This is a genomic window from Streptomyces sp. NPDC001137 (assembly GCF_040298885.1).
GTDB lineage: Bacteria > Actinomycetota > Actinomycetes > Streptomycetales > Streptomycetaceae > Streptomyces.
On sequence record NZ_JBEPBA010000022.1, the window covers coordinates 127,592 to 145,369 of the forward strand.

A 17,778-nucleotide genomic window follows, 5' to 3' on the forward strand; every position below is an offset into this window, starting at 1 on the left:
CAGCCGGGGCCGTAAGCGGTGACGTGCGGAGGGCGGTCGCCTCTCGGCGAAAGGCTCCATGGGGCTTCAGCCGAACGATCGTCCCCATGGGCTATAGGTGAGGCCCGGGGACACTGTCCCCTCCGCAGCCACGTCTAGATGAACGGTCAACCATTCTGAAGTGTTCCCGGCCCGTCGCCTCAGGGACGGTGACCTGGGGCACACTTTGCCGGAGAGCTCAGGCGACGAAGTCGGCGACCAGGACGGCGAATTCATCCGGCGTCACCAGACGAATGCCGAGGGTTTCAGCCTTGGCCCGCTTGGATCCGGCGCCGTCGCCGGCAACGACCAGGGTGGTCTTCTTGGAGACGCTCGAGGAGGAGCGGCCGCCTGCGCGTTCGATGAGCTCGTTCATCTGGTTGCGGCTGAGCTTCTCCAGCACGCCGGTCATCGCGCCGGTGACCACGACCGTCATGCCGGCCAGGGGCCCACCTGCCGCATCCACGCTCCCGTCATCGGCGCCGAGTTCTCCGGTGGTCGGCGCGGGCGGGGTGGCGCCGGGCTCAGTCATGTTCACCCCGGCGGCGGCGAGCTTGTCGATGAGCGGGGCGAGTTCGGCGAGTTCGGCGACGATCGAGGGGGCCTTCTCGGTGCCGATGCCCTCGACCTGCTGCATCGTTTCCGCGTCAGCGGCGCGGATATTGTCCATGGTCGCGAAGTACCGGGCGATGCGGCGGGACATGGAGCGGCCGGTGCCGCGCACCCCGAGCGCGCACAGCACCCGCGACAACGGCTGCCCCTTGGCGGTGTTGATCGCGGTCAGGAGATTGTCGGTGCTGGTCTCGCCCATCCGTTCCAGCGCGAGGAGCTGCTCGCGGGTGAGGGTGAACAGGTCGGCGAGATCGGTGACCAGGCCCGCATCGACGAGCTGCACGACGCGGGTGGCGCCCAGGCCTTCGATGTCGAGCTGGTCGCGGCCTGCCGCATACGAGAGAGACGCGACGAGATGGCAGTTGCGGCCCTGTTCGCACCGCCAGCGTTCCTGGCTGGTGTCGATGGCAGACCCGCAGCGCGGGCACACCTCGGGGAAGGCGATGGTCTGCTCGTCGCCGGTGCGCAGGTGGGCGACCGGAGCCTCGATGCGGGGAATGACGTCGCCGGCCCGGTGAACCATGACATGGTCGCCCAGACGCAGGTCACGGCGGGTGATGTCAGCCGGGTTGTGGAGAGTGGCGTACGTGATGGTGGCGCCGTCGATCTCCACCGGCTCCAGTACGGCGCGTGGGGCGATGATGCCGGTGCGGCCGACGTTCCACTCCACCTCGAGCAGCCGCGTGATCTTCTCGACGGCCGGCAGCTTGTAGGCGATCGCCCACCGTGGGGCCCGCGTTCCTGAACCTGCCGCCTGCTGGTCGGCCGCGAGATCGGCCTTGATGACGATCCCGTCGATCCCGAACGGCAACTCGGCCCGCAGCGCGGCTATCTCCTGCACCCGGGCCAGTACCTGCTCCACGGTGTCGGCGGTGACACCGGGCACCGCGGTGGCAGCGGTGGTGTTCACCCCGAACGCGGCGGCCTGCGCCATCAGGTCACTGTGCGCGCTCGCACCCAGCCGCGCGACGAGCTCGGTCTCGGTGTCGGCCAGGGGCAGCAGGCCGTAGCCGAAGAAGGTCATCGGCACGGTGTAGGCGCGCTCCTTGGCGCGCAGGGTGCCCGCGGAGGCGCCGCGCGGGTTGGCGAACGGCTGCCCGCCATGCGCGGTGCGCACCTCATTGGCGTGCTCGAACTGGGCGGTCGTCATCAGGACCTCGCCCCGGACCTCCACGGTGACCGGCTCGGCGAGTTCGGTCGGCAGGCCCACGATGGTGCCGATCGCGTGCGAGACGTCCTCCCCGGCCGTCCCGTCCCCCCGGGTGATCAGCTGTCTCAGGCGGCCGCCGGTGTAGCGGGCGGCGACCGCGAGCCCGTCCAGCTTCGGCTCGACACTGAACCGCTCGACCTCGTGGCCGATCCTCCGGGCCAGGGAGGCGGCCCAGGAGGTGAACTCTTCCGGCGAGAACACGTTGTCCAGGCTCAGCATCGCCACCGTGTGCGGGACATCGCCCTCGACGGCGCCGCCGGCGACCTTCCCCGTCGGCGAATCCGGCAGCACCTGATCGGGATGTTCGGCCTCCCACGCGGCGATGCCCCGCACCAGCCGGTCGTAGGCGTCGTCATCCAGGGGAGAGGAGCCGCCCTCGTAGTAGGCGGCCGACGCCTTCACCGCGTCCTCGACCGCCTGCGCGTAGGCGGCTACATCCGTGATCAGAGCTGCAGGTGTTGTCATGCCTGTCATCCTGCCTGCCACCACTGACATCGCCCGCTCCAGCGGGACGGGCCCCGACGCACGTCCGATCGCGGCTGCACGCCGTCCTCGCCCCGACGCCCGGAAGGCCGTACCCGCCCTGGTACCACCTGTTACCATCATGGGATGGCGAAGACACAGAAGGGCTGGCGGGTCGACGACGAGATCGCGGAGCTGGCCACAGCCCGAGCCAAGGACCGCGGCATGAGCGTGGGCGATTACATCGCTGCTCTCGTGCGGGAGGACGTCGGCGGGATGCGGCAGCGGGGCCTGGACGCGGCGAGGCGCTTCCTCGACGAGCACCAGGCGGTCTTCGACGAGGCCGAGGACGCCGACCGCCGCTCCTCGGGGGCACACGCCGCGTAATGGATCTGTACATCGACGTTCCCTGGATCCTGCAGGTCGCGGAGGTGGCGGGTGCGGCAGATCCCGCCCCCGAGGATTACGGGATACCCGTGGCCGCCGTAGCCTGCCACAGAGCCGAACTGCTGGAAACTCCCGTCTACGACGGCCCCTACGCGCGCGCTGCCGCACTGGTGCACATCCTCGGGCGCTGCCGCTGGCTGGAGCGCTCCAACATGGCCGTAGCCGCCGCGACAGGCGTGATGTACCTGGAGGCCTCCGGGATCCCGGTCAAGCCCACCCGGGAGGACGCCATCGCCCTCCGCGACACGCTGCGCGAACCTGCCTGCACCACCGAACGCATCGCCGCACTACTGCAGGCCTGGCCGCGATCCACCTGAGCCGCACCACAAGGCACGGGGATGCAGGCGGCGTCGTCTTCCGCCTCAGCCCTGATTCCGCATGCTCTTCCGCTGGAGGCGGTCTACCAGGAGCGCTGGGAGGCGGAAGCCGTCTTTACCGAGCTCAAGACCCATCAACGCGGCACCCGCGTCCGTACTCAGCAGCAAACCCTGTCCGCAAGCCCGCGTTGTCGGTGGCGGCTGACAGGCTGGAGTGATGAACGGCGATGAGCAACTGCTGCGCGGCCGGGTCTACGGCTTCGACCACGACGACCCCGACCCCGGCCCGCGCCCGTGTCGGACCTACGCCGCGCTCGTAGGCGGGCCGCTGGACGGACTGCTGCTGGACATCACGGGCTGGCGCCCGGAGGAAGTCGACGACGGCGCCGCCCTGTCCACCGAGCTGTCGCGGTGGCCGGGTGGTCGCGCCCTGTACGACCCGCTCTCCGGCGAACCGCGCACGCCCGGCCCGGGCGTGACGTGCCGCTTCTACTACTCCGGTGACACGCCCTGAGTTTGTTCTCCAAACTCTCAACGTTGGTTCAGGGTGACGGAGTTGATCGGAGTCAGGTTGTACACGCAGAACTCGTTGAGCCCGGTCGTGACCGTGCTGTGGCGCCGTTGTAGACGTTGCATAACTGGGCGTAGGCGTTGCGCCCGTGTCGGCTACCGAGCCGTCGGGGCGACCACGGCAGTTCGCCGTGCCGGCGAACTGTCAGGGGCGGGCGGGCTTTCACTCAACCCACTGTCAGTGGCGTGTGCGACAGTCGGGAGGTGATCGACAGTGAGTGAGGCCTCGTGGAAGGCCTGGACGCGTTGGGACTGCTCTGAGCTTCTGGGCCGGCCCATCCCCGAGCCTCTGATCTGCAGCTCTCTGAAATGGAATTTGTGATGACAGAGGAACCACACGGGATGTTCCGGAGGGTGAGAGTCGCTCCCCTGCCACCTCGATACTGTGACTTCGCATGAACCACTCCGAGATCGAGATCACCGCAGACATGGTCCGGGACCTGCTGCAGGAGCAGCATCCAGACCTCGCAGGGCTGGCCATTCGCGAGGTGGCGGGCGGTTGGGGCAACCAAATGTGGCGCCTCGGGGACGAGTTCGCCGTGCGCATGCAGCGTATGGACCCGACCCCGGAGCTCCAGCTCAAGGAGCGGCGGTGGCTACCTGTGCTGGCCCCGCGCCTGCCGCTCCCCGTGCCGACCCCGGTGCGGTTCGGCGAACCGTCCGAGCGCTTCCCCAAGCACTGGACCGTGATGACGTGGGTTCGCGGCGAACCGCTGGACCACGGCTCGATCAGCCGCGGCGCCCACGCGGCCGACACGCTGGCGGGCTTCCTCCGGGCGCTCCATGTGGAGGCGCCCGCCGAGGCGCCGATCGCTACGGACCGCGGCGCCCATCCCAGGAACTGCACTGACGGCTTCGAGAATTTCTTCCAGGCAGTTGCCCTCGGTGACATCGCCGCCGATGTCCGGGCTGTCTGGGACGACGCTGTTGCGGCCGGCGCGTGGGAGGACCCGCCGGTGTGGGTGCACGGTGACCTCCATCCCGCAAACGTCGTCGTCTCGGACGGAACGCTCTCGGGCATCGTCGACTTCGGTGACATGTTCGCCGGCGACCCGGCGTGGGACCTCGCCGCCGCATGGGTGCTGCTACCCGCGGGCACGGCCTCACGGTTCTTTGACACGTACGCGCATGCAGACGAGGCGGCGATCCGGCGCGCCCGGGGGTTGGCAGCTATGAAGTGCCTGTTCCTCATGCTCATGGGGCAGAACGGGGACCGGGGTCTTCCCGGCGGCAAGCCGCACTGGGGACCTGCAGGTCGGGCGGCACTTGATCGTGTTCTGAAGGGTGTTTGATGTGCTTTCGACCAGTCGTGAACGTCGCGCGGCGAGGCCTCCGACACCGACGTTCGCGACCTGTGTCGGGCGAAGAAGAGCACGGCGAAAAACACCGCGAAAGCGCCAGCCGAGAAGACGGCCTCGAAGAGCGCCGAGAAGGCGACCACTGCCAGGAAGGACGCGAGAACGACCACCGGCCGCAAGCTGAGCAGCGTCTGACCTCACCGCTGCTCGGGCCGGCGGGGCAGGCAGGCCGGCTCCGGAAGAGGATCTGGGCGCCGCCAACATCGCTCGCATGAGGCGTGGACGGACATCCCGCCCAGCCACGGAATCGGGAGGACGAAACCAGCTGCATGGCCCAGCCCCCTTACGCCTCTCAACGGTCGGCTTCAGAGCGGCGGCGGCGCCGAAAATGCCGGCATGACCCACAGCCCGGGGGAGACGATGTCGCAATGGACACCACCAACACCGAGCCTCCGGCAAACCACTGGTCACCGGCGGACAACCCGTACGCAGTCGCTGTGTCGGAAACTCGTTGGGCACGCGAAGACGTCGTTCTGTCCGTCCAGCGCATGCATGCCGGCGCTGAGGGGTTTCGTTGGTGCGACTCGCGTCAGATCGACGCTCGGCACCTCTGTAGCGCCCTGCGTCAGCTGCTGACGGCAGCGACGTTGGAGCTCGATGCGCTGGAAGAGCTGGGCATCGACCCGGCTGTTGTGCAGCACCTGGTGGAGGCGTGCCGGCGGTTCCAGAAGCAGCTGCCCGGTGTGAAGGACATGCGTGACGGTCTGACCCATTTCGAGGACTGGTCCCGTGGCAGGGGCCGAGGCCCACAGAAGGAACGCGTCAAGGCAGGGGAGATCCCCCGAGACGTGGCCCGCCACTTCTGGGGCTTCGGCTACGAGCCGGCAACCGACACGGTGACCATGGGGCCCTACAGCATCAACGCCACCACAGCGGTCCGGGCTGTCGGCGAACTGTTCAACGCGATCTACGCGGCAGCCCGTGAGGTCGACCGGAGGGCTACGGCCGAACGACGCGCCGCCGTACTCAACGCACTCAGTACGGCCGGCATTGCCCACGGGCCCGGGGAGGCCGTCCTCGTCTCCGCCGGGAACGACATGAAGGTATGGCTGTCCCTCGCCCTGCCGGCCCTCCCCGACGAGCGCGCACGCGGCGAACTGGCCCACCGCACGGTCACCGCGCTCGTTTGACGCGGGGCTGAAATTCACGTCCGTGATCGAGCACGTCACCGCGGCCCCGAGGGACCGACTCGCTAGTGGAGAGATGCCGATGATCGCGTGAGTCAACGGCCCAAGGCGGTGTCACCGGTGGTCGATAGCGTGACCGCCGTGATGGTGGGAACTGAAAACACCCGGCTGGTCGTGCTGCGCGGTAACAGCGCCTCAGGGAAGTCGTCCGTAGCGGCCGGCCTCCGCGACAGGTTCGGCCGTGGCCTGGCCCTCGTCGCCCAGGACAACCTCCGCCGCATCGTGCTGCGCGAGCGCGACCGGCCCGGCGCCGCGAACATCGGCTTGATCGACCTGACCGCCCGCTACGCCCTGGACGCCGGGTATCAAGTGGTGGTCGAAGGGATTCTCTACGCCGACCACTACGGCGACATGCTCGCGCAGTTGCGTGCCGACCACCGCGGCCCGAGCCACGGCTTCTACCTGGACGTGCCGTTCGACGAGACCCTCGCCCGGCACGCCACCAAGCCGATCGCCGACGATGTCAACGTGATGCAACTGCGCGACTGGTACCGTCCGCGCGATCTGCTGCCCGGGGGCATCGAGACCATCGTCGGCGTCGACAGCGCCCTGCACGAGACCATCGACCGCATCATGCTCTACACCGGCCTGGTCCATCTGCCCGCACTGGACCGCTGACGAGGACACCGTTGCGACAGGCGTACCGGTGTTACGCCTTCGGCGTCATCTGCTGACAGAGCATCACGGTCGGTTCAGGACAACCGAGTTGATCGGAGTCAGGTTGTAGACAGCGAACTCGTTCAGCCCAATGGTGATTGTGCAGTCGGCGCCGTTGTAGCCGTTGCACAACTGGGCGGTGGCGTTGGCGCTGCCGTACTGGTTGTTGAGCACGTAGTGGTTGCCGAACTGGTTGCTGAGATTGTGGGCGCCGTAGCTGTAGAAGATGTTCGTAGGCGAGCTCGTGTGGATGTCCGCCCCTTCGGGATAGATGCACACCGCCCCGCCCGGACAGCCGTACACGGTCCTGTCGTTCGCGTGCGCCGAGCCGGTTCCGGCCGCTGCTATCGCGGCCGTGGCGAGTGCGAGCGCGGCTGCGCCGCGTGTGATCCTGCGCATCGTGGTGTCCCTCCGTTTACGGCCGGCCTCCGCCGGTCGTCACCACCGGTACTCGACGCATGCCGGACCGGTCCTTCTTCGACGCGCGCCGGGCCGTGTCCCGCACCAACGTGCCGGCAAGGCCTGCACTTCAGCAGATTCCGTACCCTTCACATGTGACGGGTCGGGGGCCTGTCGTCGTCGTACCAACCCTCCGACGGCTGCGCCGCCCCGTCTATGAATTCGATCGAGTTCGAAGCGCTGGCGTTGCGCCTGGGCATCAACCACGTGGGAGGGTGCCGAACGTGAGTGGGCGGAAACTGGGAGTTGCCGGCCACCAAGTGTGGCCGGATCCGACTCCGCTTCGTGCGATGGTGATCGTATGACCGACGCGGTGAGGTTCGAGCCCTACCTGTATCGGGGCACCGCCGGCTACTACGACCGGTTCCGGCTGCCCTACCCCGACTCGATGATCAACGATCTCGTACGGCAGGCAGCCCCTTCCGGGCGCGGACGCCTGCTCGACCTTGCCTGCGGCACCGGCCAACTCGCCTTCCCGCTCCGAGACTGGTTCGCGGACGTATGGGCCTTGGACGCCGAACCCGATATGACCCAGGTGGTCCGTGCCAAGGCGATCGCCGCCCATGCGGACCACATCCTGACGGTCACCGCCGGCGCTGAGGACCTTGACGCCGAGCCAGGCAGTTTCGAGCTGATCGTCATCGGTAACGCGTTCCACCGGCTGCGCCGCACGGTTGTCGCCGAGCTGGCCCACGCCTGGCTCAAGCCCGGCGGCTGCCTCGCGCTCTGCTGGTCAACATCCCCATGGGCAGGTCCCAAGGAGTGGCAGCATGCGCTGGCCAGCCTGCTCTGCCGGTGGCAGGACGCTCTCGGCGAGGCGAGCCGCGTCCCGCCCGGCTGGGAACAGGCACGGCAGGAGGACCCTGATCACGAGGTGTTGTCCCGCACCGGGTTCGAGCCCGTGGGACGCTACGAGTTTTCTGTCGAGCACCACTGGACGATCCGTGAACTCGCGGGCCATATCCGGTCGACATCGTTCCTGCCACCCTCGGTGCTCGCAGGACATGCCACCGCGTTCGATGCCGAGCTTTCCGCCGAACTCGGCCCCTATACAGCCGACGGCCATCTCACCGACCCGGTCAGCTTCGCCTACGAATTGGCCCGCAGGCCCGGGCCAGGGTGACCGTCAAGAGCCCTTGGAACGATTCGAGTACGGGCGGGGATCTTCAAGGTTCTGTCAGCGATCTTGTGATGGGTACGCGCCGAAGGGAGCACGCTGGCCAGGCTCGATAGGCTGTGCGGATGACGAGCGAGCCTGTCACCGAGCTGCCGGAGGCCGAGTATCGAAGTGTCTGGGACCGCTTCTACGTGGAGTTCGCCTTCAGGCCGAGCATGAACCCGGCCAAGTGGCCTGCGATCAAGGAGCCGGCTGACTCCGTCACATGGAGTCTGGCGTCATTGGACGAGGATCCGAGCTATGTGCGTCTAGACCGTTTTGTCGTGCTTGTCGAGCAGGGGCTGACTGCGTGCGTCGAGCCGGAGGCCAGGCTGTTCGCGCTCGACTGGCAGCACATCTCCTACTCCTTTGCTCCGCATCGCGTCGGCGGACATGGACAGGAACCATGGCCACTGAGTCCTTACCCCGACGGCGATTACTACATCTATCTCTCGGGGGACTTCCGGCTTGGCAGCTTCGGGCACCCCTGGGAGTCGTCGGTGTGTCTGTTCGGCCAGGAGCTGCTAAATGAGGTGGCCGCCGATATCGAAGATGTCCTGGGACCGCCACTGCGACGTGCTGGCCGCAGTTTGCCTGCAACGTGATGTCCAGCGAGAGTGAGGCAGAGGTGACGGCGTCGAAGTCCTGCCGGAGGAAGCGGGCGAAGGAGCGGATCGAGGCAGCTCACACCGCTCGGCCTGGCGGATCCACTCGCCGAACTGGTGGCCGCGGCGGTGTCGGACCAGGTCCGTGGATGCGTGAGCGAGGTTGCACGCCTGAGCGGTGTCCGCGCAGGCGAGGCCGGGCTCGCCCCAGCCCGGCGGTGTGACGAGGCGACAGTGTGTCGAGTGAGGGCATGATCCACCCGCTGATGGTGCGGGGACCGCCTCGATCGCCTTGTGGTGGCAAGCCTCAGCAGGGCCGGGGACTGCGGACTGCGGGTGGAGCGGCGCTGCGACAGCGGCAGGCAGCAAGCGCGCGCTTCGCCTCCGGAGCCTCAGGTAAGGCAGATTTGGATCCAGAGGGCAGTGCAGTTGGCCAGGTCGCCCTCAGGGCTCGGTTGTGCACCCATGGCATTTGTAGTCAGGTTCGCCGCGGACGCCATGGTCACGGCGGATGCGGCCGTCGCCGAACCTGCCGCAAGGGCAAGACCCAGGGCAGCACCGACCGCGACTCGTGAAACGACCCTCATGAGACCAACCCTCTGTGTGCTGTTCATGCGACCTACGATGCATACCCTTGTGGCCACTGTCGCGCCGAGCGTGGCTGAACGGGTGTCACACTCCGGGCGCCAGGGCCCGGTTGTGCGGGACCACTTCGTCTTGATTCCCGCGGGTCGTGGGGCCGTGCATGACCGATGGGGACGAGGACTGGACGTTCCGACTGCGGGCGGGCGGCCAACATCTGAGAGCGGGCTGTAGATCAGTGAGGCAGCCGGGCGACAGGTCAGGCACCGCGCCCCAGTACGGAATGTAGTGTGCGGACATGACAAGAAGCGAGCCACTCGCGGAGCAGTTGGACTGGTACTGGCACAAGAACCTGCGGCCACGGCTGGAGGGTCTTACCGACGAGGAGTACTTCTGGGAGCCGGTGTCCGGCTGCTGGAGCATCCGCCCGCGAGGCACGTCGGCCGCACCAATGTCGGTGGGTTCGGGGGAGTGGACGATGGACTTCGCGTCCCCGGACCCGGTGCCGGCCCCGGTGACCACGATTGCCTGGCGGCTTGCGCACATCATCGTCTCGTGCCTGGGGTATCGAGTCGGATGGTACTTCGGCGGCCAGAACATCGACTCCGAGACATTCGCCTATGCCGGGACCGCTGACGAGGCGTTGAAACAGCTCGATGAGATGTACGGGAGATGGAACGCGGGGGTCCGCGAACTCTCGGACGCTGACCTGGACAATCCGCCGCCGGTGGGTCCCGAGCGGTTTCCCATGGAGAACAGGGTCCTGCACGTCAACAGGGAGCTGATCCATCACGGCGCTGAAATTTCCCTGCTGCGCGACCTCTACCGCTGGCAGGACGGAGCCGAGCCGCGCCGCATATGAATTGGTAACCAGAGGACGAACACAGCGGTTCGCTTCCTTTCCGGTGGTGGTGAGCTTCCGAGGGTTTCGCTTCGGGGTGACTTACGGCGCGGTCAGGGTGAGCCTGGTCCCGGCCATGAACCGTTGAGTCGGTTCCGCATCCGCCTCAGCCTGGCCCGGGGCGAGGGCGCCAACGGTGCAGGCAGCGAGGTGCTCAGGTCGTTCTCTCAGTTCGGGATGCGTTCTGCCAGGCGTCGACGCGCCCACTGCACGAAGGGAGGAAAGCAGCCCGTCTTCTCCTCCTGGTCGATCAGTGCGCCAACCTCCTCGACCGGATCGCCATCCACCCGCAGGACGATCTCACCTCTCAACGGATCCATCCGCTTCATCGGCGACACGTCCGTGCTGCGCACCACCTCCAGCAAGTTGGACCGGTCGAGAAGGTGCCGCATACGCGGAAGCGTCTCCTCCCGCAGGGTTCTCTGCAGGGCCAGGCCGCAGACCTCGTCACTGCCCTCGTACGGAAACGCCCACCGCTCTCGGAAGAACGGGAACCCGTCGCGGGGGTGGTGTGCAGCCTCGTCCGGCGGCAGGACGCGGCCCGTCACCATGGCTCCTGAGCTGTTTGTCAGCTTGGCACCCACGTGCTGACGAGTGATCCATTCCCAGTACGGGAGCGGCGCGATGTGCCAATTGGCCTCGAAGACGACCATGTCAGGGTCCACGGCGTGCGGGGAGAAATCGAACATGGCTTGATCACCGCTGTTCGCGATCAGACGAAACGTCCGGCCCGATCGGGAGCAGCCGGCCTCCTTGGCGAGAGGCACGACGTAACGCCGGATCAGTGCGTCAAGGGGATGCATACGGGCACCGTTCCTCGTTCTTCCCACCCGGCAACCGGCGGTTCCGACCCGGACCTTCACCGGATGGTACGTAGGTATCCCTTCGGGTGTCGCGGCTTCGGAGGGCAGTGGGTGAGTCCGGTGTCATGAGGTGTCCCGGATGGGGGTGGTCTGACCGCGGTGGAGCGGGTCCGGCGGGAGCGGGTCCGGTTCCAGGCCGCCGAGATGTTCGCGGCCGGGATGCGGCCGCCGCAGGTCGCGCATGCGTTACGGGTATCGCAGAAGTCCGCGTATGCCTGGTGTGCCGCCTGGCGGGAGGGCGGCACGGACGCCCTGCATTCTTCGAGTGCCTTCGAGCGCCCCTGGCTCACACCTTGCCCCGGTGTGTCGCGAGCGCATCACGGTGGATGGTGACCGGGCCTGGCGCACCTTTGACCGGTCGCGTCGTGGCGGCCGGGACGGAGCCGGGCAAGGGCGGTGGTCATCATGACCGAAGTGGCCGACCGGATAGGGAACGTCAGCCGGCAGTGTTACGAACAGCTCGTCAGTCGAACGGAGGAGCTGATTGCGCAGATCACGAGGGCGCTGTTCGCTTTGCGGCCCAAAGGCACCAAAGGTTTCGTCGTCCTGCCCCGCCGCCGGGAAGTCGAGCGCACGATCGGCTGGTGCATGAACGCCCGCCGAAACGCACGTGACTACAAACGTCTCCCACAGCACTCCGAAGCCCACCTGAACTGGGGACTCGTCACCATGATGACCCGACCCCTCACCCGCAATAGCCTGCGAACCAGCCAGTGGGCGAGTGCGTGGAGAGACTGACAGCAGTTCAACAGATCCAGTGGATGAACGTCTGCCCGGGGATACACAAGTGCGCCCTGTGCGGCAGGGTGGCCATGGCCATCAAGTGTCTGGACTTTACCGGCAGTTCGTGGGCGAATGGGGCCTGGGCGCGGATCTGGTCGCGTACGGGGGCCGCCAACCACGGAGTGGCTGCTGCGGTGGGCGGCGCAGGCTGTGCCGGACAGGGGGCGGGCATGCGACGGGTGGTGGCGGCGGTGTGTGTGGCGGTGGGGAGTGCGCTGCTCACCGGGTGCACGCCGCCGCAGAAGCAGTTGATTGCGGTCTGGCTGGACGGGAACGGGCAGCCGGTTGCGCGGGTGCGCCCGTGCGGCGACGATCGGGCGAGCGGCGTGGAGTTGCGCTCGTGGGTGACCGACGATACTGGCTTGGCCGACTACCCGGGCAACGGCTGGCGGTCTCGGATCCCCGAGGGGTTCGGCGATACGACGTTCCCCCTGTTCGCCCCGCCGAGCTCGTGGCGGGTGTCGTGGAGCGGGCCTCAGAGGATGGTGCGGAGCCGGTCCTACAACCTGTCCTTCACGGTGCATGACGATGACTCCATGAAGTACGCCTCGGAGCTTGTCTTCTCCGGCGCCGATCTGACCGCTCTCAAGCCCGGCGAGGTCTGGGCGGGGGACCAGCCGATGAGCCGGGGTGACTGGGACGACCTGGTAGGTGACCAGTGCTGAGCCGCGGCGAGTCGTCAGTCACGGGAGACCGACGTGATGGTGAGGACGCCCCGCCAGCCCAGTTCACGGAGGAGCGAGGGTCTTCTGCTGCGAAGTGTTTGAGATGTGGTCACAGTGACTGCCGTATCAACATGGGTTGGACGGCCGCCTCGTAGCGAACGGCCAGCCGAGCCCAGCAAGCCGTTGAGTCGACGGATACCTCCCGCTCGATCACTTCGTCCGCATCGGCCCAGACCTGGAGTTCTTCCAAGACGCGGGCCCAAAGGCCGTAGATCTGTCAGCGCCGGAAAAATGAGTACGCGGTCTCCCACGGCCCGCACCGCCCGGGGACGTCCCGCCAGACCGAGCCGGTCCTGGCCCGCCGTCAGATCCTGTAGAAGACCGCCGACGGTCTTTCGGTGGCTGTCCCCTCTTCGGTATCGGCGGCAGAAGCGGCTCCAGCACCGCTCCCACTGTTCGAATGTCGAGTCCCACGAGCCACTTCAAGACCTTCCACGGGCTTGATCGGTGCCTCAAACCCGTGTCAGGACGCGGCGTCCCCTGTCTCTGTTGTCTCTGTTTCGTCATCCGAGCCGTACATCTCGACCAGCAGGCGCTGACGCGCTGTCTTCACGCGCTCGTCGTAGTCCGGCATGAAGACCTCAGCGAGGGTCGTTCCCAGAGCCCCGGAGATCGCGTAGATCGGAGACCAGACCGCACGGTCCGTCTTCAACAGGACATCCAGTACGTCGGACTGGTGCATCGTTTTATGAAGCCAGTCCGACAGCACAAGAGCCTGATCTCGCGTGAACTTGATGGTTATCGGTTCCTCGGCCACGGGGGAACGGTAGCCGGTACACCCGATGACCGTCCGCGCGGGACGGGTGGCCTCGCGCTAGGCCCGCCCTGGTCGTCGGCTGACAATGTGGTGTCGAAGAACGATCGAGCAGGCCGAGGTCACCGTGGTGTCGGCAGCGATTGACCACGTGGACGCGCACCCTCGAGAGACGCCCATCTCGGCTGCCACATGTGTGACGGGCCGCGTCCGGCGCCGTTCGACGAGCCGACGGCGACCTTCGACGGACAGCGGCGCATTCTTGTGCGTCAACGGGCAGACGTCCTTGCTCGAAGAGCAACCGCAGGGCGGTACCTGGTGGCTGACGTCCCATGCTGTGGTTGATCACTGCTGGGACAGCGAGTTCAGGAGTTCACGACCGTGCTCCCACGAACCCAGGCCGCTGGCGGAGTTGATGTGTCCGTGCGCGCCCGCCAGGTGCCATCGCGCCTCCCACCGCGCCGCGAACCCGGCGGCTGCCTCGGGGGTGCAGTACGGGTCGTTGGTGCTGCCTATCACCAGGGCCGGGCACGGCAACGGCTGCGCCGAAACCTCGGCGAACGTGGCGGCCGCCTGGCGTGGGAACGCCGGCCCGTGCGGGTCGGGCGGCGCGACGAGGAATGCGCCGCCTGTCGGACTCGAGGGGTTCTTGTTCAGCCAGGCGGACGCAGCCCAGCAGCCCAGGCTGTGTGCCACCAACACAACGGGGCTGGCGTGCTGGGAAGCGTCGTCGTACGCCTCCTGGACAGCATCGACCCAGTCATCCAGATCGGGGGCGGACCACGAGGCAGGGGAAATCCGCACCGCTGAGGTGCCCCACTGCCGCTCCCACAAGGTCTGCCAGTGCTCCCCGTCCGAGCCGTCGATACCTGGGATGATGACGTACGCGACCACTGCCCACCACCGTTTCACTCGTCGCTCTCTACGATCACGGGAGCGCCTGGCACAGATTCTGTTGGATGCATCAGGGCAGCGGCAGTGACGCAAGTGATCTCAAAGAAAATGGTGCGGACAACAATGGAATCACTTGATCGGATAGACCGGGACATCCTCACCCTGCTCCAGACCGACGGCCGGCTGACCGGCGCGGAAGTAGGGCGCCGCGTCGGACTCTCGCAGCCCGCGGCCAGCGCACGTATCCAACGTCTGGAGAAGAACGGCGTCATCACCGGCTACCGTGCCGTGGTCGACCCGTCAACCCTGGGGCTGAATATTCACGCGGTCATCCGGCTGCGCACCACGCACGCCCAGCTCTCACGCGCCCTGGACTTCGCCTCACGGACCTCCGAGATCGCCTCCACCCTCAGAGTCACCGGGGAAGACTGCCTCATCTTCGACGTCTACTGCCCGCAGGCAGAACGACTCGAAGAGGTTGTCGACGCACTTGCCCGCTACGGCCCCGTCACCACATCCCTCGTGCTCCGCGCCTACCCCCACAAGCCGCTGACTGACGGCACGTCAACAACCTCATGACCCGCCACGCCTAGGGGGTGCCACATATCGCCGGCCGGGCTCCGGCCCTCGTCGACGGCTGCGGATGGGGTGATCGTCTCCTGTGTGTAGGCTCGGCCGCTTGCGCTGCCCGGTCCCGGCTGCCCGGCGCGCCACGCCCCGGAATCTCGCCACCGAACTCGCCGAGCTCAACTACCCGTAGCGCAATCACCGTTCGGGGGATTCTCCGTCGTCTCGAAGGCCAGTACGTCGTGGCCGGCGTCCCAGAGCGGGGTCAGCAGGGCGCGTACCGACGCCCGGTCGGCGAGGCGTCGTGCCGGGAGGCGTGCCTGCGGTACAGGCTCTTGTTGTACGCCTGGACCGTGTTGATCGACAGGAACATCACCGCCCCGATCTCCCGCCGGGTCGCCGGCCCCTGCAGCGCACGCAGGTATCGACAACTCACGGTCGGTCAGTTCCTCGGCGAGGGCACTGGAGCGTACGGCGGTACGGGCGCCGGGCCGGTCCCCGCGGGCGAGTTCGGCGTCGGCGAGGTACAGCAGGCCGAGGAAGAGCGCTTCGGCGGCCGCGAGGATGCGGTGTGGGAGATTTTCGGGTGTGTGATCCGATACGGTGTCACGCACTGTGTTCGCACGGTTTCTGTGTCAGCGTGTTGTGCGAGATTGCATGGTGGACCCTTGCTGGTTGCGGTTGCCCGCCCGGAACGGTGCAGGTGGGCTGGTGCTGCGTGGTGGGATCCGCCGATTCGCTAGGACTGGTGGGACGATATGACGATCTGCTACCTTGCATATAGCATCGTGTGGGATGGGAGGTGCGCATCGTGAGCACGCCAAGTCCTGCCATTCAGCGTCTTCGGTTGCGGACAGAATTGCGCAATGCCCGCACGCGGGCGAATCTGACGCAGCGTGAAGTGGCTGCGAAGATGGACTGGCATCCCTCGAAGCTGATCAGGATCGAGGCCGGCGAGGTCGCGGTCACCGTCAACGATCTGAAGGCGTTGCTGGCCGAGTACGGGGTGTCGGACCGCCGCAGGTCGGATCAGCTGCTGCAGCTGGCCCGGGGCAGCAGGAAGCTGCCGTTCAGCGAGTACCGCGACATCTACGGCAAGGAGTTCTTGTCGTTTCTGGCGCTGGAGTCGTCCGCGTCGGTCATCCGCGGGTTCCATTACTACGTGGTGCCGGGTCTGTTCCAGACCGAGGAGTACATGCGGGCGATGCTCACGGACACGCAGTGGGAGGCGGGCACCTCGGCGGAGTTGGACCGCAAGGTCGAGGCCCGGCTGGCCCGGCAGGACATTCTCGAGGGCGACGAGGGCCCGCAGCTGTTCATGATCCTGGACGAGTCCGTCATCCGCCGCCGGGTGGGCGGGCCGAGAGTGATGAAAGCGCAGATGCTGCGACTGGCGGAGCTGGCCGACCACCCGCGTATCAAGCTGCAGATTCTGCCCTTCAGCATCGGCGCCCACCGCGGCCTGCTGGGCCCCTTCACGCATTTCGAGTTCGCCGAGGAGGGCATGCCGGACTCGCTGTATCTGGAGAATCCGCGCGCGGAGACCTACGCCAGCAACGACCCCGAAGAGACCGGCCGGTTCCTGCAGGCCTTCTGGGAGCTGGAGGACGTGGCCCTGGCCGACCACATGAGCCTGCGGCTGCGCCAGGTCGCCGAGCACGTCGGCGACGTCAGCGCCGACCTTCACATCCCTGAAGCCGACACGGGCACCGACACCAACCCTGGCACGGGCGCCGACGGCGGGCCGGGTGATGCCCCGTCATGACCCCTGCCTCACGGCCCGCATGCGGCACCCCCCGCCCGCCGCATGCCGGGTTTAGGGGCCGGCATCCCGTCGTCAGGATGCTCGTCTTCGAGGAACGGCGCCGCCCGCAGCCACCGCACGGCTGCGGTCTTAACGACTGACCACGTCTGGGGTGTGGGATGGACACAACGGGGCGCTCACCGGCCGCTGCCGGGGCCGAGTAGGGGGTGAGACCATGGCACGGCGTGAACCCGCCGGCGTGGACACCTGGGTCCGCCTGTGCAACGAGATCGTTCACCACGTCCTCAATGACCGGACGCGCACCGTGCATCTGCTGTGGGTGATCACCATCCCGCCGGCCGTGCTGGGTGGTGTGTGTCTGGTCTTCGTCGAGGTGCTCATCCCACACCCAGCCGGATGGCTCGGCGTGGCCGGCTGCGGCGTGGGCGCCATGGTCACCGCCCGGCTGCGGGCCTGGCTGCGCGGCCGTTCGCTCAGTGCCGCGCCCGCTCCAACGACCCGCTCTCGTCCCGCCGCACTGAGCCCGCCCGCACCCGACGAGGAGACGGCCCCAGACGCTGCACCACAGCAGCCCCCCACCAGCCCGCTGCTACCGTGACCACCACGGCCACAGCCACACCCCAGGCTGCGGTGCCGGACAGGCGGGTGGCGGCGTAGCCGGCGCCGTACGCCAGGATCCCTGCCGCCAGTGCATACAGGGACCACACCACACGCGGCGCACGCGGCCGTTGAGTGAGCGTCGAACGCGTCATGGACCGTCCCCTTATAAGCCCCGGCTCAGGCCGCCCAGTCTAGCCGCGCTGGATGTCCCCGTCCGCCCCGCCGCAGCCGGCACACGCCATAACTCGTCAACTTCACCCGCCGCAGGAACCTCATCCATCCCGCC

Annotated in this window: 20 protein-coding genes and 2 pseudogenes; 15 read left to right on the forward strand and 7 right to left on the reverse strand. The window is 67.4% G+C overall.

Going from position 1 to position 17,778, the window contains the following annotated elements; genetic code table 11:
* Window positions 1-217: 217 nt before the first annotated feature.
* The gene (ligA, locus tag ABT254_RS34425) at window positions 218-2,305 is read right to left on the reverse strand and encodes an NAD-dependent DNA ligase LigA (protein WP_351479005.1); all 2,088 of its coding nucleotides are present in this window, start codon (window positions 2,303-2,305) and stop codon (window positions 218-220) included.
* 144 nt (window positions 2,306-2,449) lie between these two features.
* On the opposite strand from ligA, the gene ABT254_RS34430 reads away from it, so the two are divergent.
* The 6 genes from ABT254_RS34430 (at window position 2,450) to ABT254_RS34455 (ending at window position 6,799) form a co-directional block, all read left to right on the forward strand.
* Window positions 2,450-2,689, forward strand: coding sequence for a hypothetical protein (locus ABT254_RS34430; protein ID WP_344401637.1), 240 nt, complete (start codon window positions 2,450-2,452; stop codon window positions 2,687-2,689).
* On the forward strand, window positions 2,689-3,066 hold the full coding sequence (locus ABT254_RS34435) for a fic family toxin-antitoxin system, toxin component (protein WP_351479009.1): 378 nt from the start codon (window positions 2,689-2,691) through the stop codon (window positions 3,064-3,066). The genes ABT254_RS34430 and ABT254_RS34435 overlap by 1 nt, the downstream gene beginning before the upstream one ends.
* A 217-nt stretch (window positions 3,067-3,283) precedes the next feature.
* Entirely contained in the window at window positions 3,284-3,580 is a 297-nt protein-coding gene (locus ABT254_RS34440; RefSeq protein ID WP_351479012.1) for a hypothetical protein, read from the forward strand.
* Window positions 3,581-4,031: 451 nt separating this feature from the next.
* Window positions 4,032-4,928: an aminoglycoside phosphotransferase family protein gene (locus ABT254_RS34445; protein WP_351479015.1), complete on the forward strand. Its 897-nt coding sequence runs from the start codon at window positions 4,032-4,034 to the stop codon at window positions 4,926-4,928.
* 653 nt (window positions 4,929-5,581) lie between these two features.
* Window positions 5,582-6,124, forward strand: coding sequence for a hypothetical protein (locus tag ABT254_RS34450; protein ID WP_351479018.1), 543 nt, complete (start codon window positions 5,582-5,584; stop codon window positions 6,122-6,124).
* Window positions 6,125-6,265: 141 nt separating this feature from the next.
* Entirely contained in the window at window positions 6,266-6,799 is a 534-nt protein-coding gene (locus ABT254_RS34455; protein WP_351479021.1) for a P-loop NTPase family protein, read from the forward strand.
* A gap of 63 nt (window positions 6,800-6,862) precedes the next feature.
* On the opposite strand, the gene ABT254_RS34460 is transcribed toward ABT254_RS34455, so the two are convergent.
* Entirely contained in the window at window positions 6,863-7,237 is a 375-nt protein-coding gene (locus ABT254_RS34460; RefSeq protein WP_351479024.1) for a hypothetical protein, read from the reverse strand.
* Between the two features lie 361 nt (window positions 7,238-7,598).
* Here ABT254_RS34460 and ABT254_RS34465 point away from each other — a divergent pair, with 361 nt between their 5' ends.
* From ABT254_RS34465 to ABT254_RS34475, 3 genes are all read left to right on the forward strand, one after another.
* Window positions 7,599-8,420, forward strand: coding sequence for a class I SAM-dependent methyltransferase (locus tag ABT254_RS34465; protein ID WP_351479026.1), 822 nt, complete (start codon window positions 7,599-7,601; stop codon window positions 8,418-8,420).
* A gap of 119 nt (window positions 8,421-8,539) precedes the next feature.
* The gene (locus ABT254_RS34470; RefSeq protein ID WP_351479029.1) at window positions 8,540-9,058 is read left to right on the forward strand and encodes a DUF2716 domain-containing protein; all 519 of its coding nucleotides are present in this window, start codon (window positions 8,540-8,542) and stop codon (window positions 9,056-9,058) included.
* An 880-nt stretch (window positions 9,059-9,938) separates the two neighbouring features.
* Window positions 9,939-10,502, forward strand: a complete 564-nt coding sequence (locus ABT254_RS34475; protein WP_351479032.1) for a DinB family protein — start codon at window positions 9,939-9,941, stop codon at window positions 10,500-10,502.
* A 206-nt stretch (window positions 10,503-10,708) separates the two neighbouring features.
* On the opposite strand, the gene ABT254_RS34480 is transcribed toward ABT254_RS34475, so the two are convergent.
* Window positions 10,709-11,344, reverse strand: a complete 636-nt coding sequence (locus ABT254_RS34480; RefSeq protein WP_351479035.1) for a hypothetical protein — start codon at window positions 11,342-11,344, stop codon at window positions 10,709-10,711.
* Between the two features lie 150 nt (window positions 11,345-11,494).
* Here ABT254_RS34480 and ABT254_RS34485 point away from each other — a divergent pair.
* From ABT254_RS34485 to ABT254_RS34495, 3 genes and pseudogenes are all read left to right on the forward strand, one after another.
* Window positions 11,495-11,686, forward strand: a pseudogene (locus ABT254_RS34485) (helix-turn-helix domain-containing protein); the annotation flags it as partial.
* Window positions 11,687-11,809: 123 nt separating this feature from the next.
* On the forward strand, window positions 11,810-12,142 hold the full coding sequence (locus ABT254_RS46590; RefSeq protein WP_450751966.1) for a hypothetical protein: 333 nt from the start codon (window positions 11,810-11,812) through the stop codon (window positions 12,140-12,142).
* Window positions 12,143-12,357: 215 nt separating this feature from the next.
* A complete protein-coding gene (locus ABT254_RS34495) occupies window positions 12,358-12,852 on the forward strand; it encodes a hypothetical protein (protein WP_351479041.1) in 495 nt (164 codons plus the stop codon).
* Between the two features lie 523 nt (window positions 12,853-13,375).
* Here ABT254_RS34495 and ABT254_RS34500 read toward each other — a convergent pair.
* The 3 genes and pseudogenes from ABT254_RS34500 to ABT254_RS34510 form a co-directional block, all read right to left on the reverse strand.
* Window positions 13,376-13,669 (reverse strand): hypothetical protein, encoded by a 294-nt coding sequence (locus ABT254_RS34500; RefSeq protein ID WP_351479044.1) that lies wholly within the window; start codon window positions 13,667-13,669, stop codon window positions 13,376-13,378.
* 73 nt (window positions 13,670-13,742) lie between these two features.
* Window positions 13,743-13,939: pseudogene (locus ABT254_RS34505) on the reverse strand (leucine zipper domain-containing protein); the annotation flags it as partial.
* Between the two features lie 72 nt (window positions 13,940-14,011).
* Entirely contained in the window at window positions 14,012-14,560 is a 549-nt protein-coding gene (locus ABT254_RS34510) for an RBBP9/YdeN family alpha/beta hydrolase (protein WP_351479047.1), read from the reverse strand.
* Between the two features lie 123 nt (window positions 14,561-14,683).
* On the opposite strand from ABT254_RS34510, the gene ABT254_RS34515 reads away from it, so the two are divergent.
* The gene (locus tag ABT254_RS34515) at window positions 14,684-15,139 is read left to right on the forward strand and encodes an Lrp/AsnC family transcriptional regulator (RefSeq protein ID WP_351479154.1); all 456 of its coding nucleotides are present in this window, start codon (window positions 14,684-14,686) and stop codon (window positions 15,137-15,139) included.
* A gap of 253 nt (window positions 15,140-15,392) precedes the next feature.
* Here the strand turns inward: ABT254_RS34515 and ABT254_RS34520 are convergent, their stop codons facing one another.
* The gene (locus tag ABT254_RS34520; protein WP_351479050.1) at window positions 15,393-15,563 is read right to left on the reverse strand and encodes a hypothetical protein; all 171 of its coding nucleotides are present in this window, start codon (window positions 15,561-15,563) and stop codon (window positions 15,393-15,395) included.
* A gap of 375 nt (window positions 15,564-15,938) precedes the next feature.
* Between ABT254_RS34520 and ABT254_RS34525 the strand changes: the two genes are divergently transcribed.
* On the forward strand, window positions 15,939-16,892 hold the full coding sequence (locus tag ABT254_RS34525; RefSeq protein WP_351479052.1) for a helix-turn-helix domain-containing protein: 954 nt from the start codon (window positions 15,939-15,941) through the stop codon (window positions 16,890-16,892).
* A 214-nt stretch (window positions 16,893-17,106) separates the two neighbouring features.
* Window positions 17,107-17,490 (forward strand): hypothetical protein, encoded by a 384-nt coding sequence (locus tag ABT254_RS34530; RefSeq protein ID WP_351479054.1) that lies wholly within the window; start codon window positions 17,107-17,109, stop codon window positions 17,488-17,490.
* Window positions 17,491-17,778: the final 288 nt, after the last annotated feature.

What these genes read in the sequence shown, in the direction of transcription:
- ligA (WP_351479005.1), bottom strand. Translation starts at nt 2,305, where the DNA reads ATGACAACACCTGCAGCTCTGATCACGGATGTAGCCGCCTACGCGCAG.
- ABT254_RS34430 (WP_344401637.1), top strand. Translation starts at nt 2,450, where the DNA reads ATGGCGAAGACACAGAAGGGCTGGCGGGTCGACGACGAGATCGCGGAG.
- ABT254_RS34435 (WP_351479009.1), top strand. Translation starts at nt 2,689, where the DNA reads ATGGATCTGTACATCGACGTTCCCTGGATCCTGCAGGTCGCGGAGGTG.
- ABT254_RS34440 (WP_351479012.1), top strand. Translation starts at nt 3,284, where the DNA reads ATGAACGGCGATGAGCAACTGCTGCGCGGCCGGGTCTACGGCTTCGAC.
- ABT254_RS34445 (WP_351479015.1), top strand. Translation starts at nt 4,032, where the DNA reads ATGAACCACTCCGAGATCGAGATCACCGCAGACATGGTCCGGGACCTG.
- ABT254_RS34455 (WP_351479021.1), top strand. Translation starts at nt 6,266, where the DNA reads ATGGTGGGAACTGAAAACACCCGGCTGGTCGTGCTGCGCGGTAACAGC.
- ABT254_RS34460 (WP_351479024.1), bottom strand. Translation starts at nt 7,237, where the DNA reads ATGCGCAGGATCACACGCGGCGCAGCCGCGCTCGCACTCGCCACGGCC.
- ABT254_RS34465 (WP_351479026.1), top strand. Translation starts at nt 7,599, where the DNA reads ATGACCGACGCGGTGAGGTTCGAGCCCTACCTGTATCGGGGCACCGCC.
- ABT254_RS34470 (WP_351479029.1), top strand. Translation starts at nt 8,540, where the DNA reads ATGACGAGCGAGCCTGTCACCGAGCTGCCGGAGGCCGAGTATCGAAGT.
- ABT254_RS34475 (WP_351479032.1), top strand. Translation starts at nt 9,939, where the DNA reads ATGACAAGAAGCGAGCCACTCGCGGAGCAGTTGGACTGGTACTGGCAC.
- ABT254_RS34480 (WP_351479035.1), bottom strand. Translation starts at nt 11,344, where the DNA reads ATGCATCCCCTTGACGCACTGATCCGGCGTTACGTCGTGCCTCTCGCC.
- ABT254_RS46590 (WP_450751966.1), top strand. Translation starts at nt 11,810, where the DNA reads ATGACCGAAGTGGCCGACCGGATAGGGAACGTCAGCCGGCAGTGTTAC.
- ABT254_RS34495 (WP_351479041.1), top strand. Translation starts at nt 12,358, where the DNA reads ATGCGACGGGTGGTGGCGGCGGTGTGTGTGGCGGTGGGGAGTGCGCTG.
- ABT254_RS34515 (WP_351479154.1), top strand. Translation starts at nt 14,684, where the DNA reads ATGGAATCACTTGATCGGATAGACCGGGACATCCTCACCCTGCTCCAG.
- ABT254_RS34530 (WP_351479054.1), top strand. Translation starts at nt 17,107, where the DNA reads ATGGCACGGCGTGAACCCGCCGGCGTGGACACCTGGGTCCGCCTGTGC.